This window comes from Alteromonas sp. RW2A1 (genome assembly GCF_001886475.1).
Classification (GTDB): Bacteria; Pseudomonadota; Gammaproteobacteria; order Enterobacterales; family Alteromonadaceae; genus Alteromonas; species Alteromonas hispanica.
Map to the genome: position 1 here is coordinate 442,800 of NZ_CP018031.1, position 26,602 is coordinate 469,401.

The 26,602-nt window shown below is 45.1% G+C and carries 18 protein-coding genes; 7 read left to right on the forward strand and 11 right to left on the reverse strand.

Features of this window, described 5'->3' with window-relative positions:
* Positions 1-140 precede the first annotated feature (140 nt).
* Positions 141-1,076, forward strand: coding sequence for a Dyp-type peroxidase (locus BM528_RS02000; protein ID WP_071978438.1), 936 nt, complete (start codon positions 141-143; stop codon positions 1,074-1,076).
* Between the two features lie 5 nt (positions 1,077-1,081).
* Here BM528_RS02000 and BM528_RS02005 read toward each other — a convergent pair whose 3' ends face one another.
* From BM528_RS02005 to BM528_RS02020, 4 genes are all read right to left on the reverse strand, one after another.
* Positions 1,082-2,164 carry an adenylate/guanylate cyclase domain-containing protein gene (locus BM528_RS02005; RefSeq protein WP_442855896.1) on the reverse strand — a complete coding sequence of 361 codons (1,083 nt, stop codon included), beginning with the start codon at positions 2,162-2,164 and terminating at the stop codon, positions 1,082-1,084.
* A gap of 286 nt (positions 2,165-2,450) precedes the next feature.
* On the reverse strand, positions 2,451-3,731 hold the full coding sequence (gene hemL / locus BM528_RS02010; RefSeq protein ID WP_071978439.1) for a glutamate-1-semialdehyde 2,1-aminomutase: 1,281 nt from the start codon (positions 3,729-3,731) through the stop codon (positions 2,451-2,453).
* A gap of 4 nt (positions 3,732-3,735) precedes the next feature.
* Positions 3,736-4,749: an aspartate carbamoyltransferase gene (locus tag BM528_RS02015; protein WP_071981106.1), complete on the reverse strand. Its 1,014-nt coding sequence runs from the start codon at positions 4,747-4,749 to the stop codon at positions 3,736-3,738.
* A gap of 167 nt (positions 4,750-4,916) precedes the next feature.
* Entirely contained in the window at positions 4,917-5,585 is a 669-nt protein-coding gene (locus BM528_RS02020; RefSeq protein WP_071978440.1) for a TetR/AcrR family transcriptional regulator, read from the reverse strand.
* 131 nt (positions 5,586-5,716) lie between these two features.
* Here BM528_RS02020 and BM528_RS02025 point away from each other — a divergent pair, with 131 nt between their 5' ends.
* The 3 genes from BM528_RS02025 (at position 5,717) to BM528_RS02035 (ending at position 10,966) form a co-directional block, all read left to right on the forward strand.
* Positions 5,717-6,877, forward strand: a complete 1,161-nt coding sequence (locus BM528_RS02025; protein ID WP_071978441.1) for an efflux RND transporter periplasmic adaptor subunit — start codon at positions 5,717-5,719, stop codon at positions 6,875-6,877.
* A complete protein-coding gene (locus BM528_RS02030; RefSeq protein ID WP_071978442.1) occupies positions 6,874-10,077 on the forward strand; it encodes an efflux RND transporter permease subunit in 3,204 nt (1,067 codons plus the stop codon). The genes BM528_RS02025 and BM528_RS02030 overlap by 4 nt, the downstream gene beginning before the upstream one ends.
* Positions 10,078-10,267: 190 nt before the next feature.
* Positions 10,268-10,966: a DUF2982 domain-containing protein gene (locus BM528_RS02035; protein ID WP_071978443.1), complete on the forward strand. Its 699-nt coding sequence runs from the start codon at positions 10,268-10,270 to the stop codon at positions 10,964-10,966.
* 45 nt (positions 10,967-11,011) lie between these two features.
* Here the strand turns inward: BM528_RS02035 and BM528_RS02040 are convergent, their stop codons facing one another.
* Entirely contained in the window at positions 11,012-14,131 is a 3,120-nt protein-coding gene (locus BM528_RS02040; RefSeq protein WP_071978444.1) for a hybrid sensor histidine kinase/response regulator, read from the reverse strand.
* A gap of 313 nt (positions 14,132-14,444) precedes the next feature.
* On the opposite strand from BM528_RS02040, the gene parC reads away from it, so the two are divergent.
* The 3 genes from parC to BM528_RS02055 are packed head-to-tail and all read left to right on the forward strand — an operon-like array spanning position 14,445 to position 19,492.
* Positions 14,445-16,730 (forward strand): DNA topoisomerase IV subunit A, encoded by a 2,286-nt coding sequence (gene parC, locus BM528_RS02045; protein ID WP_071978445.1) that lies wholly within the window; start codon positions 14,445-14,447, stop codon positions 16,728-16,730.
* Between the two features lie 57 nt (positions 16,731-16,787).
* Positions 16,788-17,327 (forward strand): heme NO-binding domain-containing protein, encoded by a 540-nt coding sequence (locus BM528_RS02050; protein WP_071978446.1) that lies wholly within the window; start codon positions 16,788-16,790, stop codon positions 17,325-17,327.
* 8 nt (positions 17,328-17,335) lie between these two features.
* The gene (locus tag BM528_RS02055; RefSeq protein ID WP_071978447.1) at positions 17,336-19,492 is read left to right on the forward strand and encodes a putative bifunctional diguanylate cyclase/phosphodiesterase; all 2,157 of its coding nucleotides are present in this window, start codon (positions 17,336-17,338) and stop codon (positions 19,490-19,492) included.
* Between the two features lie 107 nt (positions 19,493-19,599).
* Here the strand turns inward: BM528_RS02055 and BM528_RS02060 are convergent, their stop codons facing one another.
* The 6 genes from BM528_RS02060 to BM528_RS02085 all read right to left on the reverse strand — a co-directional run bounded on the left by BM528_RS02060 (position 19,600) and on the right by BM528_RS02085 (position 26,561).
* Positions 19,600-20,406 (reverse strand): DUF1338 domain-containing protein, encoded by an 807-nt coding sequence (locus BM528_RS02060; RefSeq protein WP_071978448.1) that lies wholly within the window; start codon positions 20,404-20,406, stop codon positions 19,600-19,602.
* Positions 20,407-20,427: 21 nt separating this feature from the next.
* A complete protein-coding gene (astD, locus tag BM528_RS02065; RefSeq protein WP_071978449.1) occupies positions 20,428-21,897 on the reverse strand; it encodes a succinylglutamate-semialdehyde dehydrogenase in 1,470 nt (489 codons plus the stop codon).
* A gap of 15 nt (positions 21,898-21,912) precedes the next feature.
* Positions 21,913-22,950, reverse strand: a complete 1,038-nt coding sequence (astA, locus tag BM528_RS02070) for an arginine N-succinyltransferase (protein WP_071978450.1) — start codon at positions 22,948-22,950, stop codon at positions 21,913-21,915.
* Between the two features lie 20 nt (positions 22,951-22,970).
* A complete protein-coding gene (locus tag BM528_RS02075) occupies positions 22,971-24,179 on the reverse strand; it encodes an aspartate aminotransferase family protein (RefSeq protein WP_071981107.1) in 1,209 nt (402 codons plus the stop codon).
* Between the two features lie 337 nt (positions 24,180-24,516).
* A complete protein-coding gene (locus BM528_RS02080; RefSeq protein ID WP_232230549.1) occupies positions 24,517-25,785 on the reverse strand; it encodes an HDOD domain-containing protein in 1,269 nt (422 codons plus the stop codon).
* Positions 25,786-25,943: 158 nt separating this feature from the next.
* Positions 25,944-26,561 (reverse strand): anthranilate synthase component II, encoded by a 618-nt coding sequence (locus tag BM528_RS02085; RefSeq protein WP_071978451.1) that lies wholly within the window; start codon positions 26,559-26,561, stop codon positions 25,944-25,946.
* Positions 26,562-26,602 lie beyond the last annotated feature (41 nt).

Consider the following 26,602-nt stretch of genomic DNA (forward strand, 5'->3'; position numbering starts at 1 on the left):
TTTATGAATAACGGTGTTTAACGGTGAATAAAGCCGAGAACCTGTCAGCACAGTTGAGCACGCATGTTGCTATCACCCCGTGATTAGTTATAACCCGTGAGTAGTTTTAAAAAGACTGATAAATAATAACAAGAGCAGCAATGACACAACCACAAAAAGGCATATGTGCAGAGCCAAATTTGCATGCGCAATATTTAATGCTCAACGTTGTCGATGACGACAGCGAAGCTGTTAGAGCCAAATTAGCCAGAGTGCTAGATATTTTCGAGCACTTTGAAAATGAGCACTATGAAGCCATGGTTACCGGTGTTATCGCTGTGGGAACAAGTTATTGGGCCGACGTGTATCCAGGTTTAATACCTGTGGAACTTGCGCCTTTTCCAGATATGCAATGTGAAGATCGTAGCGCGCCCACCACCCCTTGCGATCTGTTTATTCAAATACGAGCAGATAGGCTGGATATTTGTCACGCTGTGGGTATTGAAGTGATGGATTTATTGCGTATTCATGTTGAGTTGGTAGAGCAAATACGCGGTTTTCGTTACCTAGACGGACGGGATTTGAACGGTTTTCTCTATGCTACCGATAACCCAAGAGGGATGACTCGTCGAAAAGTTGCTGTTATCAGCGAAGACGATGACCCAGATTTCCAAGGCGGAAGCTATTTGCATGTACAGCGGTACAGACACGATCTCAGACGCTGGAATAGTTTATCTGAACGTCAAAAAGAACAGGTTATGGGAACAACCCAGCAGCATAATTTACCTAGTGTAGAGCAGTCTGCTTCATCCCATTGTGCGCGAGCAGTCAGTTCAACCGCAGATGGAGACGAGCCAAGGCTGATGAAACAAGGCATGCCCTATGGAGATATGGCTTCGCAAGGTTTATTGTCAGTTTGCTGCAGCGCAAGCGCCCGCCCGTTTAAGCACATGTTACAGAGTCAAATATACGGTAATGGAGAAGGCGATTACGATAGGTGGTTGGACTTCACAAGCGCAGAGACAGGGGCTGCATTTTTTGCGCCTTCGGTAAATTTTATTAAAGCGCAAGCGACTCTTTCAACAGACAGCACTTAAGCCCTTTATTGAAGTACTAGTGCTCCGTCCCAGTCATCGTCGAGATCAACATTGCGATAAATACGACATACATCAATATGATGGTGAGCAAGAGTGTCATTCGGATTAACAGCAAGTGCAGTCTCGAAGTAGGCAATGGCTTCGTCCCACTGCTTATTAATTCTACATGCTAAACCAGCTGCAATTTTAGATTGAACAGCCAGTCTTTCTTGCTGCTCACTTTCGGGTAGATGGCTAAGTACTTCATAAATTTCAATAGGCGCTTGGCGGCCTTTAACGCGAACCCAGTCGAGCAGTCGAGTTTTAATAGGATAACCTGCGCCTAGGGTTTGAAGAACTTGAGCACTGACAATGATATCCGCATGGTATTTAGGCGTTAACGCCTCTAAGCGTGATGCAATATTAACGCTATCTCCGATAACCGTTGTGTCCATTCGGTCATCAGAGCCTACCGTACCCATAATAACTGCACCAAAGTGTATGCCAATACCCATGTTTACTGGGGCATAGTTACTATTTTTTCTGTGGCCATTATAGATAGTGAGCGCTTTTCTTAAATCTAACGCCGCATTTAATGAGTCTATTGCCTTATCCCGAGCTGTGCCTCCTGGGTGATCAAATAGCGCCATAATGCCATCGCCCATGAATTTATCGATAAAACCACTGTTTTGATGAATAGGGTCGTTCATGCGGGTAAAGTATGAATTCAAAAAATTCATTAACTCTTGTGGTGTAATGCGCTCAGAAAAGCCTGTAAACCCTCTAATGTCACAAAACATAATGGCTACTTCGTTTTCTGAGGCGTAGCCTAAACCGAGGTTATCAACATCGGTGTTAGCCATATGCTCGACAAATTGTTTTGGGACAAACTTCTGGAAGGTTTGATTAAGTCTCAGGGCTTCGTCTGCTGCCCGCTGGAAAAGAAGTTCTTTTTCAACGCCATAATCTGCACTGCGTCTATTCTTTTTAAACTGGGCTACTCGTCGAGCAAAACGACGACTGCGTTTAATAAGTAGGACAGTAATGACAATGCTGTATACAAGAAGTACAGCAATCCCTATTCCTAACAACCATTCCATCGAAAACATTAGCTATTCTTACTTTAAGTCGTTTCTTCAGGTGCAGAAGAAAAAGTTAAACGAGCAGTCAGGCTCGACATGTATTCCTAAATGTGCGTATAAAGAGTAAACGTATTAAGCCGTCTAATTCAAGTGAACAATAGTTGAGATATGAGGTTTAAGAAAAGCTCATAAACAAAAACTCTTAACGCAGAACAATCAAAAAAGGGTACTTCGTTGAAGTACCCTCTATTAATTTGCAAGGCTTCGCCCTTGTAAACTCATGCTATTAAAGCACTGACAAAGCGCTAATAGCTTACAGAGTGGCAAAAACTCTATCAGCGGCTTCGAGGGTTTTTGCAATCACGTCAGCGTCATGCGCCTTTGAAACAAAGCCCGCTTCATAAGAAGCCGGGGCTAAATAAACCCCTTCGTTCAGCATACCGTGATAAAACTTGTTAAACTGCTCGGTATTGCAGTTTATCGCCTGTTTGTAATTTGTCACTTTCTCAACGTCGGTAAAGAATATCCCAAACATGCTTCCAGCAACATTAGTAGTTAGACTAATATTATGTTTGTCAGCTAACGCCTGCATACCATCCACCAGTGCTTGAGTGTTCTCAAAGATAGAGTCATATAGGTTTGGTTGCTGCAGTTGCTCCATAGCAGCTAGGCCTGCTGCCATAGCAACTGGGTTACCTGAAAGCGTTCCTGCTTGGTAAACCGGCCCCGTTGGCGCGATATGCGTGATAATGTCTTTTCTACCGCCAAAGCAGCCCACAGGCATACCGCCACCGATAACTTTGCCTAAGCAAGTAAGGTCTGGTTTAACCCCATAACGCTCTTGAGCACCGCCGCGCGAAACGCGAAAGCCGGTCATCACTTCGTCAAAAATTAGGACACTTTCGTACTCGTCACATACCGCACGTAAACCTTCAAGAAAGCCTTCTACAGGAGGAATACAGTTCATGTTACCCGCTACTGGCTCTACTATGATACAAGCGATGTCATTGCCATGTTCAGCAAACACTTCTTTCACTGAATCCACATTATTATATTCAACGGTAAGTGTATGCTCGGCAACATTGGCTGGAACGCCGGGAGAGCTTGGAACTCCGAGTGTCAGCGCACCTGAGCCAGCTTTAACAAGCAACGAATCGGCATGGCCGTGGTAGCAGCCTTCAAATTTCACAATTTTGTTGCGTCCGGTATAGCCACGGGCTAGTCGAATGGCAGACATAGTTGCTTCGGTACCCGAGTTTACCATGCGCACCATTTCCATGGAGGGCACGAGCTTGCTCACGGTTTCGGCCATGATAACTTCGGCCTCTGTTGGCGCACCGAATGATAGACCGCTATACGACGCCTCAATTACAGCTTCTCGTATTTTGGGGTTATTGTGACCTAAAACCATTGGTCCCCATGACTGAATGTAGTCGATGTACTGTTTACCGTCTACATCCCACATATACGCGCCGTCTGCTTTTGTAATGAAGCGAGGCGTGCCGCCTACAGCTTTAAAAGCGCGCACGGGGGAGTTAACACCACCTGGTATGGTTTTTTGTGCTCGGGTAAATAGTGTTTCAGATTTTGTCATGTAATTACTTACTCTTATTGCTGTACCAAACAACGTCACGCTCGTATTTCGTGACCAGATGCTCTACACCAAGGGTGAGAGCAAATAAAGCCATTCTCACCAGCACACCGTTATCGGTTTGACGAAAAATGGCTAGGTTTGGATTAAGGTTTAAATCGTTATCCAGCTCGTTTGCTTCCATACGCGAATCCCGCGGAAGTGGATGCATAATGACGGTCTTCGATTGAAAGTGTCGTGTGTAAATTGATTGGTTTAATCTAAACTTGCCTCGATATTTGTTTGCTTCATCTTGCGACGGGAAGCGCTCTTCTTGAATGCGCGTTTGATAGCAAATGTCGGCGTCCATATTGCCTTCAAGGGTATCGGTAATGGTAAGTTTATGGCCTGCGTTTTCAATGGCATCAATAACGGGCTGTGGCATCGCCAATTCTCTGGGAGATATAAGGGTAAAGCGCACGTTGTTAAATAAACATAATAATCGAGAAAGAGAGTGCACCGTTCGTCCGTAGCGCAGATCGCCAATCATAGCGATATGAAGCCCGTCTATTCCCTGTTTGTTGTATTCTAACTCTCGTTTAATGGTGAACAAATCCAGCAGGGCTTGTGTGGGGTGCTCGTTGGCACCGTCGCCGCCATTTATAACCGGCACCCGACTGCCCTCGGCAAACTCAGCTACAGAACCTGCGGCAGGATGACGCATGGCAATGATGTCTGAATAACCGCTGAGTACTCTGGCCGTGTCGTAGAGCGACTCCCCTTTAGCGAGTGCAGAGCTAGACATTCCAGTGGTTTCTCTTACTTCACCACCTAACAGGTTGAAAGCTGTACCGAAACTGACTCGGGTACGCGTGCTTGGTTCAAAGAAGAGATTTCCCAGAATCGCGCCCTCTAAAACTGCAGTTCGCTTTTCTCGTCTGGCATAGGGTTGCATAGAATCGGCGACTGAGAATATTTTCTCAATGGCCTCGCGATCGAATTGATTAACCGAAAGAATATGGTTACCGGTAAAGTTAGACATGAGCCACTCAATCATCAACGAAAACGGCGCTAGTGTATAACAAACTGCCCAATAAGTAATCCTCCAACGGCGCTTAATTTGACCGCTAAAACCGGAATGTAATGCGCCGAATGTATTCACTCTTCACTTAGCTGTCAGTGTGACACAGGGGGAGTTACTGGCGAGTGTTAACTGCTCTCTTGATGAGTAAAGTAAGTGAACAAAACTGATATTTTCTCTGCCGCCTGTTTTGCATACTGATAGGTTTGTGCGTCGGTCATGGGAGAGTGTAAACCACACAATAGCAGGGTATGGAATTCGCCTTTTAACAGCGCACAATAATCTAGGGCTAATTGATTAGCTCGCGCTTTCGTTAAGTCATTTTGTCCTGTCTGAGGGTCTTCACTTAGTTTGAAAATAAGTTGCCCCAAGGCATCTAGCGACGCTTGCGGTCCAGCTTGATAAAACAGCGAAGCCACATGAGGGTTATTTACTGCTTCGGCAATAATCACTCTGAAAATACCGATGGTTTGTGGGTCTTGAATTAAGCGAACAAATTGAACACCAATTTTAATTAAACACTCTTCAAAACTAGCAGAAGTAAGTGGCAGCTCACACAGTTCATCGGTATCAAGTTGATAAGATCGGCATTTGGAAGAGATGGCAGCTTGGAACAGTACATCTTTGTTTTCAAAGTGCGAATATACCGTTTGCTTAGATACGCCAGATGCCTTAGCTACGTTATCCATCGATGTTTTGGCAAAACCTTCTTCTAAAAAGAGTTGTGAAGCGGCTATAAGTATTTGCCGAGACTTTTCTTCACTTTTAGGCCTTCCCTGTTTCTTTTGTTGCGACACTACAACCCTCGCTTGATGATCCAACCACGCCCAGGCAAAGAATTAATTATCATACTGGACGGTCTAGTATTTATATATTAGCATGACATTTCATCATTTTGAAGGTTATCACTGCAGGTAGGAATATAAGCATGAGCACTACTGATACGGCGTCTAACGAAAATAAGATGCCTCTGTACATTGCAATAATGGTCTTCATAGCCTCTCTCGTTGCTCTCTTAATGGCAGCAGGGCAGGGCAACGCAACGCAAACCATGGGTCAACGCGAACCAGTATCCGTTGTACTAACCAAGGTAGAAATGCGCCAACAATTTGAAACTCCTATCAATGTTTTCGGTTTAATTGAGTCTCCTAAGTCGACCCTGTTGTCCTTCGACTCGAGTGGAGAAGTGACAGAGGTGCTGGTAGAAGAAGGTGACACAGTGTCTAAGGGGGATGTCCTAGCTCGTTTAGATACACAGCGCCTTGTTGCACAGCAAAAAGAATTAAGCGCTTCTTTAGAAAGGGTAAAAGCTGATTTAAATTTAGCTAAGATAAACAATGATAGAACTCAATCCTTAGTCAAAAAAAAATTAGAGTCAGCACAGCGACTCGATGAAACTCAAGCGGCGTTAAACGTAGCCGCTGCAAGAGTAAACGAAATAAGTGCATCGTTAAATTCAATGAATGTCGCACTTGATAGAGCTATTCTTTATGCACCGTTCGATGGACAGGTAGATAGCCGTCTTTTTGATGAAGGGAGTGTGATTAATGCCGGTATGGCGGTCATTGGCGTTACCAGTAACGATAAATATCAAGCGAGATTTGCAGTGCCTGCTGATATTGTGGATCAGTTTGAGATTGGTGAATCTGTAACAATGCAGGTGGGAGAGAGCGATGTGCAGGGAACGGTCAGTCAGCGTCTCGCCGTAAGAAATGTACAAACTCGTACCGTCGATATTCTTGTAGACTTGAGCAGTAATACGCAGGTGCGACCTGGCGATATGGCTATTCTGTCTGGCTCCCGCATTCATACCGAGCAAGGAGCATGGCTTCCTGTTTCAGCATTAAGTAACGGTTTAAGGGGGCTGTGGCGCGTGCTCGTTTTAGACAATCAGGGTGGTGACAATGGTGTTGGTACCCTTCAGGCTCGAGTAGTAGACGTAGTTTATACAGATGGAAGCAAAGCATTTGTGCGAGGTGCGCTAAAAGAGCAAGAGCAGGTGGTTGTCGGCGGTACCCATAAACTCGCACCAGGCCAGCGCGTTAAAGCTGGTACTGCAAGCGCTGAACTGGGCGAGATGTTGCCATGAAAACTCCAAGCCTTGATGACAATAAAGCTTACCCTTGGTACACGCTTTTTTATCGCAGAGGGCATTTACTCGTACTCAGCTTAGTGATCATCTTGGTTGCCGGATTATCCGCACTGGGCTCGTTGCCACGTATTGAAGACCCTCGAATTGACACTCGAAACGCACTTATCATTACTCAGTATCCTGGCGCTTCTGCAGAGCGTGTTGAGGCACTTGTTAGCGATGTGTTAGAAGATAGGCTACGAGAAATATTCGAGATAAAAGAAGTTAAATCTACCTCGCGAGCGGGTATATCAATTATTCTCATTGAAACCCAAGATTGGATTGATAATAGCAGTAACGAAGAGTTATTTAGCGAGATACGAGACGCTATAGGGGCCGCATCAGCCCTATTTCCCGAAGGCACTTCCGATCCTATTTTTGACGAAAAGCGGGGCGCGACGGCGTTTACTCTGCTGTTATCTTTGCGTGCTGAGCACCCCGATACAACCCCAATCACGTTGACAGCAAGACTTGCTCAAGAGTTAACGGACCGCCTGCGAAATGTAAGCGGTACCGAGCTTGTTCGCGTGTATGGAGAACCAAACGAAGAAATCAGCGTTAGCATCGACCCCATAAAGCTTGCGGCAACGGGGCTTACCCTTCAGCAAGTGAGTGCAAGAATACAAAACGCCGACCCTAAACTGCCTGCCGGAATGTTAAATACCGAGCAGAGTAATTTACGTTTTAGTGTGAGCAAGGGGCTAAGTGGTGTTGATATGATTGCCGCTATCCCCCTTATAAATCAAGGTGGTCGCTATTTGCGAGTGGAAGATGTGGCTAGCGTCACCCGCGGTTTTAGTACCCCCCGCAGCGAACTGGCATTTCTAGACGGTAAAGAGTCTATTTTTGTTGCCGCGCGAATGCAGCCATCTCTGCGCTCTGACGTGTGGACAAAAAAGGCGTTAGCAGAAGTCGAACAGTTTAACCGCGACTTCGATGGCACGTTAACCGCATCGGTTGCCTTTGAACAAAATGAATACACAGCTACCCGCTTGGCAGACTTGTCGATGAACTTATTGATGGGCTGTGCTGTGGTCATGCTGGTAATCTTACTGTTTATGGGCTTTAGAGCAGCATGGATTGTGGGGTTAGCGCTGCCGCTTTGCGCTTCGTTTGCGTTGTTTTCGTTGAGTTTTTATGACGAGCAAATACATCAGATGTCAATTTTTGGCATGATTATCGCCATTGGCCTGCTAATCGATAACGCCATTGTTATAACCGACGAAATACGTATCAACCTGCAAGACCCACAGCTTACACGAGTGGGGGCGATGGCAAAAAGCGTAGCGCATTTGTTTGCGCCGTTACTGGCTTCAACGCTTACAACCGTGTTGGGCTTCATGCCTATCTTTTTGCTCAATGGAAACATAGGTGATTTTATCGGCCCTATTGCGATTAGTGTGGTGATGGCGCTAATTGGATCTCTGTTTATCTCGCTCACTATCATTGCCGCATTAGCCGCACGTTTTTTGCCTAAAAATGATGGAGTTGCCGAGGGCACTAATGTCGCCGAACAGGCAACAGAAAACTCCTCGTCTTCTTGGTGGCAAGTGGGTATTCAAGCTCCTCATTTAACTGCCGCATTCAGCAAGCAGCTTGGGCGTTGGATAAAGCAACCCACGCTAGTTATTTCTGCGATCTGCGTTTTGTGTTTGTCTGGTTTTGCGCTTTCAACTCAACTTGCTAATGTGTTTTTCCCTAGTGCCGACCGAGACCAATTTGAAGTATACCTTTGGACACAAGAGGGCAGCAGTATTGATAACACAAGCGCTTATGCCTTAAGGGTAGATCAGCAGATTAGACAATACGATGGTGTCGAGCAGGTGAGCTGGCTGGTTGGAGGCTCAGCGCCTTCCGTTTACTATAATCAAACTATGACCCGCGATAATATGCCGTACTTCGCTAATGCGGTAGTGACAACCCGCACGGTGGAGGGGGCATCATCCTTAGTGGGCAAGCTACAGCAAGACCTAGATAATTTGTACCCAGAGATTCAAATAGTGGTACGCGCATTTGGGCAAGGCCCGCCTATAGCGGCACCTGTAGAAGTTGAAATTTTTGGGCCAGATTTAAACACGTTGAATGAACTGGGAGAGCAAGTTAGAGCATTGATGTCAGAGATTGACGGTATCTCTCAATCTATTGCCAGTATCTCCATGGGAGAACCCGAACTGAACATAGATACAGACAGCGATAGACTGTCGTATCTGGGCATATCGTTGGCAGACTTGGCCGCTCAAATGCAAATAAACTTCTCCGGTATTACCGGAGGCTCGGTACTTGAAAGTACAGAAGAAATACCTGTACGAGTGCGTTTAGCTGAGTCGTTCAGGCAAGACGTAATGGGGGTAGATGCAATGCCGATCCCAGTAGCCGCTGACAACGCCATTTCGTGGTCTCCACTTGCCGCTGTAACAACCTTATCGCTCAACCCTGCTACAAGCAGCATTACTCGGGTAAATGGCGAGCGGCTTAACCGAATTCAGGCTTTTCTTTTACCCGGCGTTCCGGCCATAGATGCTAGCAATACCTTAAGAGAGTTGCTTGATAAAAACTTAACGCTACCTCAGGGATATCGAATTCATCTCGCGGGTGATGCGGATGAGCAGCAGCAAGCGTTAGGTCAATTGGCAACTTATGCACCTGTGCTACTAGTACTTATGATTACTACGCTTATTCTTACTTTCTCCAGCTTACGTATGGCCAGCGTTATCGGCTTAGTCGCTGTTTTATCTGTGGGCTTAGGCATGTTCAGTCTGTGGTTATCAGGGCTTCCGGTAGGGTTTAATCCACTGCTTGGCTGCGCAGGTCTTATAGGGGTTGCGATAAACGGCTCTATTGTTGTGATTGCTGCCATTAATGCAAACCCTAAGGCGAGGTGTGGAGATACCAAAGCCATTGTCGAAGAGACAATGAGCTGTAGTCGTCATATTTTATCTACTACATTTACCACAGTAGGTGGGCTTATTCCGTTATTACTGTTTAGTGAGGGAAGTTTTTGGCCACCACTTGCTGTTGTAATAGCGGGGGGCGTGGGCTTTTCTGTCATGCTGTCGCTGGTGTTTACGCCTACTATAGTGGCTGCGTTTAAACGCCATCAGCATAAACGCAGTCAACTAAATGCTTCACTTACAAATACAGGCAGCGAACCAGCGTAGCGGTTTAAGGTAAACTATCTATTTTTAAATCGCGTATAGAAAGTGCGATGTAAAAGTTTGTCGTAGGAAGTGTCGACGCATATGCAGAAAAAGTCGTTAGTTAAACGTTGGTTAACCACTGACTGCGCCACATGCAGGCGATACCGTCTTTACGTTCTTTGGGCCGTTATAATGTTGATAGTGTATTTATATGTCTGGCAGTAGTGTAGAACCCATATTTATTAAAGCCGCGTCAAAAAGCAATGGCTTAACCAGTATAGTGTTAGGCTGTGTCGGGCTCGTATTGTCTGCGTTGTGGCTTAGTTTGCTACCTGAATGGTTATTTTTGGCTGGCATTTTTTTAACAAGCGCAGCCATAGTGTGTTTGCTTATCGGTTTTTTTAAAGTTCGCGAGCCCAACTATAGCCTGGAGATCGCTAAAGACTTCATTACATACCGACATAGACTGGGAAGCTGGCGAATTGACTGGGATAACCTGCAGCGCGCAGATTGCCCGCGAATACGACATGGTCTCGACCACGTGGCGCTGGAAACAGTGGGCTTCAAACTGAAAAGCTATACCGATTTTCTCAACACGATATCTCCACGCTTAGCTACGCACTTGTTGATGGAGCAGCGCCCCTTGCTATTGCACAATTCAGACAGTAATTGCGCTACGGGGAGCTGCTACGAGCAGTCGATGTTTGACGATAAGCACTTTGTTTTAGACGACGGAACAGCCATTACTGGGATAAAGGCTATGCTTGCTCATCGCATGGTAGAGTTGCGAAAGCGTTTGGGGTACGACATTTTCATTGCGAGCTCAGAGCTTGATAGGGAACCGTGTGACTTTGCGGCGTTAATTGTGCAGTGCCAAAACGCTCGAAGCGAGCCGCAAGGTAGCGATTAGAATTCAGAGATCAGTGAATCGAATTATAATAATCGTGAGTTAGGGTCAGTGGCTCTCAGTATTTTCAAATATAATCTTGTGCGCCTCTTTGATTAAATCGGGCAAATATTCATCGATAAGGTGAGCTTGCTCTAGCTTCAACGCAATTTCTAATTCCTTCGCTAAATGCTGAAGACGCGGTAAGCCTGTGTAGCAACAGGCTCCGTGAAGCTTGTGAACTTCGGCAAGAAGCTCTTCTCTTGCATCTTGCTGTTGAAGTGACTCAATAACACGCAAAGTGTCTGGCAGCATGGTAACAAAGTCGTTCAAAAGCTCCTTAGCTGTGGATTGGTTTTGATTTGCCCGCTTTAACGCAAGCTGCCAGTCCACAGACGGAAACACAATTTCGCCAGGCTCTACGTCGTGGCACCAAGTTTTAATCAGTGTAATTAACGACTCTATTTCAATAGGTTTAGGAAGATAATCATCCATTCCTGAGGCTAATAACCTTTCTCGCTCCTCTTTAAGCGCATGTGCTGTAACAGCAACAATAGGGGTGCCCATATTCATTGCTGTTTTGCGAATCTCACGAGTAGCTTGCACACCGTCCATACCGGGCATTTGAATGTCCATGAGGATTAAATCAAACTCTTGTGTCTGGCATTTATTTACGGCGTCTTGGCCGCTAATGGTGGTCGTTAGCGAAATTGCCGAATCATCTAGCCAGGTATTTAAAAGCTTTAAGTTCATTTCCATGTCGTCTACTGCAAGCAATTTTGCTTTAGGCAGCGAGTCTACGCGCTCTTTAAGCGGGTTGAAGTTGGGTAACGCCCGATCGCTCACTAATGTATCAAGCTTAGTCAACGTCATCGGCATTCGAATTTGAGAGTGAAAATGCTGATTAAGATTTTTATATTTTGTAAAGGGGGCAGGACCTGAGTACCACAGTACTCTGTTTTTAGCAGGGAATTGCACAAACTTGCGCAGATGCACATGTCTGTTCTCTACTTTGCTAACTGGCGCAGCAGCCATAATGTAATCGTACTGCCCTTGTAATGTGCCAAGGTACTCAAGAGATTCCACACTTGTGATGTTAGCGCCAAGGGCTTTTAATATGGTGGCGCTAGCTCTTCGCGTAGCGGGGATAGGATCGAAAATAACCACTTTTTTATCTATCCAATCTGGGTGATGCGTTGGCGCCACTTTTTGACTTAATTGATTCATCTTAAGCGAAACGTTGAATATTGAGCCCTGCCCAAGCGCGCTTTTTAGCGTAAGAGTACCGTTCATCATACGAACGAGTTCGCGGCTTATTACAAGTCCTAATCCAGTTCCCTGATAGCTTCTATTTAATGCGTCATCAACTTGGGAAAATGCGTTGAAAAGCTTTTTCTGATCATGGCGGCTAATGCCAATTCCAGTATCTTTAATCTCAATATTGACTTCGTGTAGACCGTGCTCTAGCGCACGCCCGCACACAGCAAGGGTAATACTGCCAGTGGATGTAAATTTAAGTGCATTACTTAGTAGGTTGTTGAGAATTTGCTTTATTCGAAAGACATCGCCAATCAGCTTTTCTGGCAAAGGTGCGAGGTCAAATACAAACTCAATGCGTTTGCTATGAGAAGACTTAGCCATAATGGTGACCATTTCTTCGAACAGCTTGTTAGGTGAAAAGGGTTGATTATTTAACGACAGTTTACCTGCCTCGATTTTAGAGAAGTCGAGCACATCATTAACAATGGTGAGCAAACTGTCGGCGGCCGTATTGACTATCCTCACCTGCTCCTGCTGGTCGGTTGGCAGGGACGCGTTGTTGAGCTCTTTACTAAAACCCAAAATAGCATTGAGAGGCGTTCGAATTTCATGGCTCATATTGGCTAAAAACTGCGATTTTACGTGGCTGGCCTTGATAGCATCTTTACGGGCAATATCTAAACGTACGTTCTGTTCTTCAATCAACTCCATATTGTTATGTAAGTCGTTTGTGGCTTGCTCCACGTCATACTCAAGCTGACTTCTACTTTTTTCCATGAGGGCAATTGAGAACAAGCTGGACTCTAGAAATACGCCAACCTGAAAACAGTAGGTGGTAAAGTCGTTGGTGGGAAGAATACCGAATAAGCTGAGCATACCAACGATTGCGCCGGTGGCTAATAACCCCCAGGCGACAATAAAATATCTCGCGGGTTTAAACTTATTGAAAAAGGCCTCAAAGCCAGCTGCGACATAGCTTAATATCGATACTACACCAACGCCGTATACAAGGTTATTCTTCCACATCGGCGGAATAAGATCGGCAAAACAAACCAAGCCGATTAGCGTTTGTGCTACCAGCATTAGCTGTAAAATGGGATGCAAAGTAGGCGCATTGTTTTCACTGTCTAAAAAAGAAATAGTGAATAGGCCTGAGGTAATACCAATAATGACGAAAATGAGTTCGGTGTGGCCCACGAGCCACACGGGAATACCTTGGGAAAAGATAAAGTGAGTATGGCCTCCCCACACAACCTGCCACAAGATTACGGCAAAAATGTAGCCTACGTAAGCTAAAACACTTTTTTCTCGCACGCCGATATACAGCACTAAATTATAAATCGCTAATATCAGCAGCCCTCCGTAAAAGACACCCCATAACAAGCTATCGAGTTGAAAATAACGATTATGATGTTCCGCAGCCTGCGCGCGAAGAGGCACAATTATACTGGATGATTGACTTTCGACACGTATGTATAAGTCCACTGGACTCGCTGAGTCTATCTTTGCGCGTAAGGTAGGAACCCGAAACTGTTGTTCTAGCTGAACTTTGCCCTGACGGCTTTGTGCGAGGAGCTTGCCGTTTTGAATAAGATAAAAGTCTACTTTATCTAACTGGCTAAAGTTGATAGTAAAAACCCAGTCAGAAGTATTTGATACATTAGTGACTGACGAAAGAATCCATACGGCGCTGTTTTGAAAACCAAAGTTCGGATTACTACTCGGATGTACCAGAAAATCATTCTTCCGGCGCGCGATATCGTTAATGCTAAGTTGATAATTAGTTTCGTACAAATAGTACAAGGAGTCTGAAAGGTCGAGGGTACTATCTTCATCGTAAAGTTGCTTTATATGCTGAGCATGGGCAACAGATGCAAAAACTGACCATAAAATGCTGAAAGCCAAAAGCAAAGCGCGTGAAAAGGGCATGTACGTCTATTCTTTTTTGATTTTATTCTAGGGTAGTTTGGTCTTTGTTTGCAACAATCTCAGCCCAAACTAACTCGCTTTATTTAACACCGTTTTCTTTGTATAACAAAGAACGGTGGATAACACTACCACAGTTTACTTTGCCGCATTTTTATTGCGCTATCTATTGGTAAAGTTTGCACCCACAGTCGGTTTACCTCACAATGAGATTAAACGCTCTTGTACTTATTCAAAAAGGCGTGCTATCACAATTTTTACAGCGACCTCGCAGCCACAAGCGCATTGGTATTAATAACAAAACGAAAAAATTATCATGAGTGACGAGATCATTATTAATAGCGAAGGCGTGGAACAGCTCGCCATGAGACGTTTCACTGAAGACGCTTATCTTAACTATTCCATGTACGTAATTATGGATAGAGCATTACCCCACATTTCAGATGGGTTAAAGCCTGTTCAGCGCCGCATTATTTATGCGATGTCAGACCTTGGATTAAGTGCAAACGCAAAGTATAAAAAGTCAGCCAGAACCGTGGGTGATGTACTAGGTAAATTTCATCCCCATGGTGATTCGGCCTGTTACGAAGCCATGGTGCTAATGGCACAGCCGTTTTCTTATCGATATCCACTGGTTGACGGACAGGGAAACTGGGGGGCACCTGACGATCCTAAATCTTTTGCTGCCATGCGTTACACCGAAGCAAAACTGTCTCGCTTTGCCGAAGTATTGTTGAATGAGCTCGGTCAGGGCACGGTGGACTGGGTACCGAATTTCGATGGTACTTTAGAGGAGCCGAGCACGCTTCCGGCACGGCTTCCGCATATTTTGTTAAATGGCGTAACAGGTATTGCAGTAGGAATGGCAACGGATATCCCTCCTCATAACGTGAGGGAATTAGCCTCAGCCTGTGCAATGCTTTTAGACAATAGCAAGGCAGATTTAACCGACGTACTTGAGCATGTAAACGGGCCAGATTATCCCACGGATGCGGAAATAATAACGCCCAAATCGGATATCCGTAAGCTTTACGAAACCGGGCGTGGCTCAATTAAAATGCGCGCTGTATATCACGAAGAAAATGGCGATATCGTTATCACCGCACTGCCGCATCAAGCATCCGGTGCTAAAATATTAGAACAAATAGCTGCGCAGATGCAGGCTAAAAAGCTGCCTATGGTGAGTGACTTACGAGACGAATCAGACCATGAAAATCCCACTCGACTTGTCGTTACGCCGCGCTCTAATCGCATTGATGTAATGCAGCTCATGCAGCACCTTTTTGCGACTACAGATTTAGAAAAAAATTATCGCGTAAACCTCAACATGATTGGGTTGGATGGACGACCTCAGGTTAAAGATTTACGCACAATATTATCTGAGTGGTTGCAGTACCGAAAGGATACAGTTACCCGCAGACTGCAATACCGACTAGATAAAGTTCTGGCTCGACTGCATATATTAGAAGGCTTACTCATCGCCTTTTTAAATATTGATGAAGTGATAGAAATTATTCGTACCTATGATAAGCCAAAGCCGGAACTTATGACCCGTTTTGGTTTGAGCGATAAGCAAGCTGAAGCAATTTTAGAGTTAAAGCTTCGTCACCTTGCTAAGCTCGAAGAAATGAAAATTAAGGGCGAACAAGACGAGCTTGCCGCGGAAAGAGATAAGTTACAAACTCTTCTCGGCTCAGATAGACGCTTAAAAACACTTATTAAGAAAGAGATTTTAGCCGACGCTGAAAAATATGGCGATGATAGGCGCTCTCCAATTGTTGAGCGAGGCGAAGCTAAGGCGCTGTCTGAAAAAGAACTCATACCCGCCGAGTCGATTACCGTGGTGTTATCCGAAAAAGGCTGGGCCCGCTGTGCTAAAGGGCACGATATTGATGCAGAAAGCTTAAGTTATAAAGCCGGCGATGGATACCTTGGAAGTGCAGAAGGTAAAAGCAATCAGCCTGCCGTATTTATGGATTCTTCTGGACGAACTTTTTCGTGTGATGCTCACGGCCTACCGTCTGCACGCAGTCAGGGAGAGCCACTTACCGGCCGCTTTAATATTGTAGGCGGAGAGTCCTTTGAGCACGTCATAATGGCATCAGATGACAGTAAATTTTTGGTGGGATCAGATGCAGGTTATGGATTTGTAGGCACATTCAAAGATATGGTAAGTAAGAATAAGGCAGGTAAAGCCTACCTATCCTTGCCTGTTGCGGCGAAAGTTCTAGCGCCAATACCGGTGTCTAACCCAGAGACAGATATGTGTTTAAGCATCTCTAACGAAGGAAGAATGCTTATGTTTCCTCTTAGAGACTTACCGAGTTTAGGCAAGGGGAAAGGCAACAAGCTTATCAATATTCCTTCGGCAAAGTCTCAATCGAGAGAAGAGTATGTGAAAGTACTTGCCGTTGTACCTGAAGACGCCTCCGTTAAAGTTATTGCGGGTAAACGCAATATGACGTTGTCAGCTCAAGATTTAACACACTATCACGGAGAGCGCGGAAGACGAGGCAATAAACTTCCAAGAGGGCTACAGCGAGTCGATGGCGTCGAAGTTGTTTTCGACAGCACGAATAAAAGTGACGAAACAGCGGATTAATTACCAAGTTTGCCATCCGTGAACTACACTTTTTTAAGTATTTAAAGGAATAGTCAGATGTTAGGAATCGTCTTTACTTCGTTAATCGATATGCTGGAAGAAAACGTCTCTCCAGAGTTCGCTGATGACGTCATCGTGGCAGCAGAGCTTGAAAATGACGGGGCTTATACCGCTGTGGGCTACTATCCGTATTCGGATATGGAGCGTCTATTAGGTGTTCTGATAGAGAAAACAGGAAAATCAGCCAACGAACTTCTTTATGACTTTGGCTACTACCTTTTTGGCAAGCTAGCCGCGGTTCACGGCGATGTGTTGGCTAATACCGAGGGTATGCTAGACATGTTAGGCCACCTTGACGACGATATTCACGTACAGGTCAAAAAGCTATATCCCGATGCAGATTTGCCGCGGTTTAAAGTGTTATCGATAACAGATACTACCATGCGTCTTCAATATTATTCTGAGCGCGATCTTTTCGCTCTTGCAGAGGGTTTAATGGATGCATCTGCAGATCATTTTAATTGTAAATTGGAGCGTGAAACTCACCAGCTCGCCACTCCTCACACATACGAATTCAGTATAGCTGTCATTTCATAGGGCAGGGTATGTCACAAGACTCAATAAACGGTGACAAACGTATTGCGTTACTAGAGCGCCGATTAAAGCGAGAAAAAAACGCAAGGGAACATGCTGAAACACTGCTTACGGAGAAGTCTCAGTCGCTTTACATTGCGTTACAAAAAAGTCAGGAAGCGCAAACCGATTTAGAGCTTGCGCTGTGGGCCTCTCAGGAGTCTTTTTGGAGCTGGCATGCTGACACAGATCTCATGGAAATCCGCTCATTTTCTCTATATAGCGGAAATCGTTCTATGTGGTCGGGCACAGTAATTCAGCTACTCGCTCGGGTACATGAAGACGATATTGATAACCTACAGTTCCATTGGTCTATGGCTGTGCATGGCAACCGAGATCGTATTGAAGTGTCTTTTCGATTGCGGTTTAAAAACGACTTTCAATGGATACGTCTACGAGGTCGAGTACTGAAACGAGGCACTTCGAATGAAGCTCTTAATATCGTTGGTACTACCAAAGATATTACGCAACAGCGCAAAGCGGAACAGTCTTTCGATTTAATGGCCTCGGCATTTGCCAGCTCTAGAGAACCCATGCTGGTGTTAACACCTAACCTTGTTATTACAGAATGCAATGACGCGTTTCTTAATATGTTAGAAGCGCCAGTTAAAGAGACTTGCATAGGCTTAAATTTTAACGAACTTTTAGTGGCCGAACGCGTTAATGAAACCGTTTTATTTCACGAAAAACAAGCTCGTTTCGAATCGAAAATAGATTCCTTGTCTGGTGTAACTCGGAGCGTTGATATTTCAATCGCACTATTTGAAGCACACAGGCAAACTTCCTCATATCTTATTGCAACACTGAGAGACGTTAGCGACAGAAAGCGCAACGAGGCGCGACTTAGGCAGTTGGCGCAACACGATGACCTAACGGGGCTGTCTAACCGAAATGCACTTCGCGAGTCTATCGACTCATACGCCGATAATGGTGAACCATTCCTTCTTGTATTTCTAGATTTAGATGGCTTCAAAGCTATTAATGACAGCGCTGGTCACGAGAAAGGCGATGAAGAGTTGCAGCGAGTGGCAGCCCTACTTACCGCAATGTTCGGCCCTATCGGTGAAGTTGGACGATGGGGAGGGGATGAGTTTTTAGTGCTGCTAAAAGGGCTCTCTTCGCAAAGCGTGAAAGAGAAGTGTGAAAAACTGATTGAACAAATAGAGGAGGAAACCATTTATGCTAAAGGCACAGAATTGCGTTTATCTTCTAGTATTGGTGTTGCGACTTATCCCGAGCACAGTGACGAAATAAAAAGCCTTATTCAATGTGCAGACGCGGCTATGTATCGGGCAAAAGAATTGGGTAAAGGCCAAGTATTTATCTACGAACCTGGGCTGTACGAGAGTATGACGCAGCAGGTGAGCATGGTAAACGACTTGCGAAAAGCTGTTGAAAACCACCTTCTTGATTTTTATATCCAAGGCAAATATGACCTACATGGGAATTTAAAAGGAGGAGAAGTGTTATGCCGGTGGATATCAGGCTTGCACGGTGTGGTTTCTCCTACTGTGTTTATTCCCATTGCTGAGGAGCACAATCTCGATAGCGCTATCGGTTTGTATGCAATAGAAGCTGCGTGCGACTATATCTCTATAATGGAATCGCAACAGGGAGAAGCTATTCCCCTATCGGTGAACATTAGTGCGAATCAAATGCTTGATAGCGAGTTTCCTAATAAAGCAATTGATATTTGTCGTGCAAACCATGTATCACCAGAATACATAGAGCTAGAGCTCACCGAATCGGTTTTTATTCGTGATGAAAAGGCCGCCTTGCGCTCGCTTAACGTGCTTCGCGAACTAGGTTTTAGGCTGTCTTTAGATGATTTTGGTAGCGGCTTCTCATCGCTTAGCTACCTGAGAATGTTTCAATTCCAAGTGGTGAAAGTAGACAGGAGCTTAGTAAAAGGCGTGCATGAAGATAGTAAGGCCTATGCCTTATTTAGCGGCCTGATTACCATGCTTCGCAGTTTAGAAATTGATGTTGTTGCGGAAGGAGTTGAGCTAGAGACTTATTTACCCTTTATGGAACAGGCCGATGTGCAATTAATGCAGGGATTTTATTTCGATAAGCCCATGCCTTATGATCAGTTCTTGGCGCGCCACACTTCAGACACTAAGCGATAGTAGACGTTCAAGTATCTCTATAAAACGCTATCAGCGCTAAAAAAGCCCCAGTGCACGATTTTTATGAACATTGGGGCTTTAGCTGTTAATGCTGTTTTATCAATACCTTATTTGGCATTGGTACTTTCAAAAATTTTATCTGCAGAAGCAGCCACAAACCCTTGATAACGTTTACCGTTTGGCATGTCATACCGTTGAGCAAATTCATAAAAGCAACTGGGGATAGATAGGGTTTCTTCACTAAATGCCACTTCGGCCCTGTCTGCCATAGTAGATGACTGCGCTAAGAACACATCTGGGCCGCCTTTAATTTCGCCGCCCGACGTGTTTAACACAAATCCAGCCTCTTTAAGCAGCATATTAACGTCGCTTAATTCGTTAGTTTTACTTAAGTGATTAACACTTACCGTAAAGTGGTTCGCTCTAAAGCCCCAAGCCGCCATCCAAGCTGCGTATTCAGACTCGTTTAGCAGGGTGTCGTATTGCGCCTTGCTGACATCCCAGTGCTTACCAGAATACAAGAAGTTGTCGGCGTCGGTGATGTTGCTGGGCATCTGAGCAACAAGTTCTTTAATGATATCTTGTGCGTCATCCGACAGCTCATCAACACGAAGCTCACTAATAAACACTTTTGGTTTTGTCTCGTCTGGGTGCTCAAAGTGTTTTGCGGTCAGTTTCTTAGCTTCAAAGTTGTAATCGCCTTTTGCTTCATAGCCCAGTGCTAGAAAATGCGCTGCTAATTTATCAAGACGGGTCTTGTCTAACGCAAAGGTTCTAAATGCCACATGGTCGTTAACAATATTGCTATTGTTTTCTTCACCGGCGAGCAGTGTATGAATTTTGTGTGCAGACGGCGTTATTTTTACGTAGTCTTCCCACATGTTGGCAAATAAAGTATCGATATTGCTATGCATTTTAGTAGGGTCCTTGCATTTTTATAATGATAAGCCAGGGCTTAATTTACCCGGTAGCGTAACTTTATCGAGCTCAACTGACGCCACAGGGTACGCGCAATAGTCTGCTGCGTAGAAGGCGCTGGCTCTGTGGTTTCCACTGTCGCCAATACCGCCAAATGGCGCTGCGCTACTTGCCCCTGTTATAGGTCTATTCCAATTAACAATGCCTGCGCGAATACGAGCAAAGAAGTAACGATAGTCCTCTTCGCTATCACCTAGAAGGCCAGCAGATAAACCAAAGCTTGTATTATTGGCTTCCGCTATCGCCTCGTCGAAGTCTGTATATCTAATTACTTTGAGCAGAGGGCCAAAGTGCTCTTCATCAGGTAAGGAAGCCAGCATATCAGTAACATCGATAATACCTGGTGTGGCGAAGCCTTTTTGCGAATCTGGTTGCGTTAATCGAACCAGTACTTTGCCACCAAGCGCCTCTAGTTCATTTTGAGCAGTAACCATGGAAGCCGCTGCTTTGCTTGAGATCATCGCTCCCATAAAAGGCTGATCTTGCGCGTCATAGTCATCTACTTTGATATTTTTTGTAATGGTAATTAAACGCTCAAGGATGGCGTCACCATTAGCATTAGCAGGTAAGAATAGACGACGGGCGCAGGTGCAGCGTTGTCCCGATGTAATAAAGGCAGACTGCACAATATCATGAGCTGCAGCATCAATGTCGCTCACATCTTTGACAATTAAAGGGTTGTTTCCACCCATTTCAAGGGCAAGAATTTTGCCTGGATGGCCGGCAAATTGTTCATGCAGCACTTTACCTGTGCGCGAGCTGCCGGTGAAAAACAAGCCGTCGATATCGTTATGAGAAGCAAGTGCCTTACCTGTTTCAACTTCACCTTGAACAAGGTTAAGTACGCCTTTTGGCAAACCAGCGGCATCCCATAGTTTTACCATTTCTTGAGCGACCATCGGAGTAAGGTCACTTGGCTTAAACACGATAGTATTGCCCGCAATGAGTGCTGGAACAATATGGCCGTTAGGTAGGTGGCCAGGAAAATTATACGGGCCAAAGACGGCCACAACACCGTGGGGCTTGTGACGAATAAATGCTTTGCCCACAGGCATAGGGTTTTCTACATCACCTGTACGCTCGAAAAAGGCTTTTTCAGAAATGCCTATTTTTCCCATCATGGCACCCACTTCCGTTGCGGTTTCCCACTCAGGCTTGCCAGTTTCTTTCGCCATTACTTTGGCTAAATGTTCTTTAGCGCCTTCAAGTTTGCTGCCGAACACTTTGATGATTTCTAGACGCTGCTCTACAGTTTTTAAACTCCATTCAACAAGTGCAGCCCGTGCTGATTTAACAGCAGCATCAATTTGTGACGCAGAAGCCGATTTGCCTTCCCAAATAATCTCATTTTTCGCCGGATCGACTGAAGTCAGGTCGTGACCTTCTCCAGCCACCCATTCACCATTTATGTAATGTGTATGTAGCATGTAGGGTATCCTTTATTAATCTCGAAACGTAACAGGAGCAAAGCGCACTAATTCGCCTTCGTTTACGTTTAAGGCGGCAGCAGCTTGGCGCGATAAAACGGCCACGCGTTGCTCTTCGCTGATTGTCATTTCAGCCGCCACGGCGCGAAATTCATCAATAGATGTATTTATTATGTAGTGTGTTTGCCCTTGCGCTGCGGCCATATCATCAATGACAACAGGAAGCTTCAGGCTTGATTGCGCAGTGCGAATATGACTAAGGTTTGCTTCTACGGTAGGGCCTGCGTCGAAAATGTCCACATAGCCCCTGCAAGAAAAACCTTCTTCTTCCAACAGTTGCAAAGCAGGTCGTGTTTTATCATGAACCTTTCCTATTACATTCTGCGCTGCCTCACTGAGCAAGTTCACATAAATAGGGTATTTAGGCATTAATTCGGCGATGAAAACCTTATTGCCAATACCTGTAAGGTAGTCAGCAGTAGGAAAGTCCATAGAAAAGAAGTGAGTCTCCAGCCACTCCCAAAAAGGAGAACGGCCTTTATCATCACTTACGCCGCGCATTTCTGCAATGACAGTTTCAGAAAAGCGCTCACGGTGCTCCATCATGAACAAAAAGCGAACCTTAGACAAAAATCTGCCGTTGATACCGCCTCGCGCTTGCTCTCGGAGGAATAGGGTACAAATCTCTGTCACCCCAGTGTAGTCATTGCAGAAGGTGAGAATATCTACTGTGTTATGGATATTTAATTCTCGAGACGCATGTACCACTTTACTGAGATGATAATGATAGAATGCGTCGTCTATACCTACCGCAGCCTCAATACCAGAGGTACCTACTACCTCACCGGTTGCTGTATCTTCCATGACGAATAAGTAAGATTCGTCGCCCGGCTCTGTTACATTTGTTTTGTGAAATGCACTCTCGGCGCGATCTATTTTGCGCTGTAAAAGCTCATCATTGACGGGCAGTGACGTAAAGCCAATGCCCGACTCTACGGCAATGGCTTTAAGCGCATCGTAATCCGCTTTTCTTATGGGACGAATGATATTCATATTCACTTCTCTGCTCGAAACTATTCAGCGCTGACAACAGCAGCGATAGCTCGCTCAAAGCGCGCTAGGCCTTCAACAATGTCCTCATCTGGAATAACAAGTGATGGAGCAAAGCGAATAACATTCATACCGGCAATTAGACACATAAGATGTTCTTGAGTTGCTGCTGTCATGAAGTCTTTCGCACGGCCCTGATATTTTTCATTAAGTGCACAACCAAGCAGCATACCTTGCCCTCGAATTTCTTCGAAAACATGGTATTTGTCGTTAATTTCGCCAAGAATCTTACGGAAAAGGGCTTCTTTCTTTAAAACACCTTCTAATACTTCAGGCTGGTTAACAATATCTAATGCTTTTTCAGCAACTGCACACGCCAAAGGGTTACCACCGTATGTACTGCCGTGCGTGCCGGGCTTAAGATGTGCCGCGATATCTGCAGTTGTAAGCATTGCTCCAATAGGGAAGCCTCCACCTAACGATTTCGCTGTAGTGAGAATGTCGGGTGTCACGCCAAGCCCCATGTAAGCATAGAGGTGACCTGTTCGGCCTACACCAGATTGAACCTCGTCTAAAATTAATAGTGCATTGTGCTTGTCACACAACTCGCGTACACCTTTAACAAACTCGACATCCGGCGTGATAATACCGCCTTCACCTTGCAGTGGCTCCATCATTACTGCACAGGTTTTGTCAGAAATCATAGCCTCGAATGCAGCTAAATCGTTGTAATCACAATGTGTTACTGCACCTGGCTTTGGTCCAAAACCATCAGAATAGGCAGCTTGCCCACCTACGGTTACTGTAAAGAACGTGCGACCGTGGAAACCTTTATTAAACGCAATGATCTGATTTTTATCTTCGCCATATTTGTCTAAAGCCCAGCGGCGAGCTAATTTAAGCGCTGCTTCATTCGCTTCTGCGCCAGAGTTGGCAAAATAGACTTTGTCGGCGAATGTCGAGTCGGCAAGTTTTTTCGCAAGACGCAGTGACGGCTCATTGGTGAATACATTACTCAAATGCCAAAGTTGTGAGCCCTGTTCATTTAGCGCTTTAACAAGCTCAGGGTGGCAGTGACCTAGTACGTTAACCGCAATGCCGCCTGCGAAATCGACGTATTCAGCACCCTCTTGGTCCCATACGCGCGAGCCTTCGCCGCGGACCGGCACCATATTAGCCGGGTTGTAGTTAGGAACCATTACATCGTCAAATGTCGCGCGAGTTACCTTCATTATCACTACCTCTACATTGTGCGCTTTCACCGACATGCGATGCTATAAAGCGCAAAAAGTTAAATTAAATACTGTCTCAGTATGCCATTTTTTTTAACATTTGTCTTGTGTTGAACAAGCTCTAGCCCTTGATTTACAAGGACTCTGGCTTAATTTGCAAGAAAAGTGAATAACTATTAAATGCTGAACAATATCATTAAGTAATAAGGTAATTTACAAGCCAGATTTGACCCGTAGTGAAGCGTAAAGGTGAGTGAACCTTACTTTAACATCCACAATATTTGTACTTATGGGGTCGAGTTGACGGTGGGAGGGATGCATGAATATCCAGAAAAAATTAATCTTCAATGTCACTTTTAACCAGTGGCAGAGCGAAAATGTCGGTATTTTTCAACGTAGCTAATGCTCCGGCGGGAAAGCGTTGTGCCAACAATTCACTATTGGCTGCTGTAGCTTCAATGAGTTTGTTTTGGTGTAACAACCTAATTCGAGCGTATATCCGAGCCTGTGAGAGCGCACTTTTAAGCACGTCAGTAGGAGTCTGTGTTTCGCTAAGTGTGGCTGTGTCGCTGAGCGCGCTGGTTGTTTCGGAGCGTTGATTGGCAACTGCTCGCATAGCCGGTGCTATAAACAGCCGTTTTAACGATAACTCATCTAGCAAATCGGCATTAAACGTATCTGCAAATGCGTGCTGTAAAGCAATTAAATGGTTGGCTGAGGGAATAATTTTAGTCAGAGCATCATGGCGCTTATGCTCCCTATCTTTTTGGCACTCTTGCAATAGGTGCATTTGTACTTTGTCGAACAATCGAAAGTAAAGCCGGGTGACCGCACAGCGGCCTAAATTGCTAAGCATGCCCAACATATACCCGTGGCCCTTGTGTGTGCCTGCTGCTTCTGCGATGCACTGCGCGCTAATAGCTACGCCAGTAGAATAGCTCGCCAGTTTTTGTTTTATGAGCGGGTATGGGTCGGTTATTTGCGGGGTTGCTCGCTTTACAATGAGGAATGGAATAAGCAGCCTCAGGTTTTCTATGCCTAAAAAGCTGAGCGCCGTTCTAAGAGTTTCGACAACGATAACTCGCCCACGGGAGTCTTTTCTTCGAAAGCGTGCCGTATTGACCACACTGATGAGCTCGTCGTACATCCAGGGAATAGTTGCAACAATGGGTTCCAATTTTGAAACAGAGCAGGCGCGCACGATCAATGCGTCGAGAAGCTCACCTGTATTTGACGGCAAGTTGAGAACATTTGCCATCACATCAGGAACGTCTTTAAGATATTCAGACATCTCCTCTACAATGATATCGTGAAGCTGATAGCTTACAGATTCAATGTAAGACGTTTCAGACGTTTTCTGCAGTCTTTTATTTTCGATCGCCACTTTCTCAACGTGGAGCAACTGGCGGCGGGCATCGCCTTGTTCTGATTGCTCAAAGCTCACCTCACCCGCACGGCGCTTGCCGATCATGTCATAAACTCGATCCGTTGAGATAACAAAGTTCTCAAAGCGTTCCGTTACATTAGGCGGCTCAGTTGATTTCATAGGCACGTATGATGTGTTTCCCTGATTTAATATCTCTTCCGTTACCGTATTGTCATACATTTTATGTCACTTTCCCACATCCGAGTAACCCAGCGGCGTGTTTTGATGAAAAATGGGTTGTCTTAGTGATAAACAAAAGAAAACAGCGCGTTCTTCTGTCTATACAGATAACTATCGGCAACACTCAGATTTACTTAAAAATTTACTTGGCGCTAAATTTAAATATCAACGGGAGCGCTAATGCCTGAAGGGACGTTATCAGAAAGAGTAATGAAACGACGTAATACCGCATGTCCGTGTTCAGTGAGCAAGGATTCGGGGTGATATTGAACACCCCAGATCGGCATGTTTTTATGTGAAATAGCCATTACTTCGCGTTCACCACAGTGCGTATTACACCATGCGTCTACGTTTAATTCGGCTGGTAAACTTTGTGGTTTGAGAACTAACGAATGATATCGGGTAACATTGAAAGGGCTCGGCAATCCGGTCAAAAGACCTTCGTTATTGTGCCGTAACAAAGATACTTTACCGTGTTTTATTTCTTTTGCGCCCACAACGTTTGCACCAAAAACTTGCCCGATAGCTTGGTGCCCCAGGCAAACACCGAGTATGGGTATACTACCTGCAAACTTTTCAATGGCGCTTAAACTAACACCTGCTTCATTCGGCGTGCAGGGACCAGGCGAAATGACCAATTGAGAAGGAGCTAAGTCAGTAATCTCATCCAGCGTTATGGCATTGTTGCGCAAAACTTTCACATCAACACCTAGTTCTACAAAATAACGGGCTAAGTTATGCGTGAACGAATCAAAATTGTCTATTAACAATAACACAGCAGCGTTTGACCTCGGTGCGATAAAAGGAGTGAGGGAAA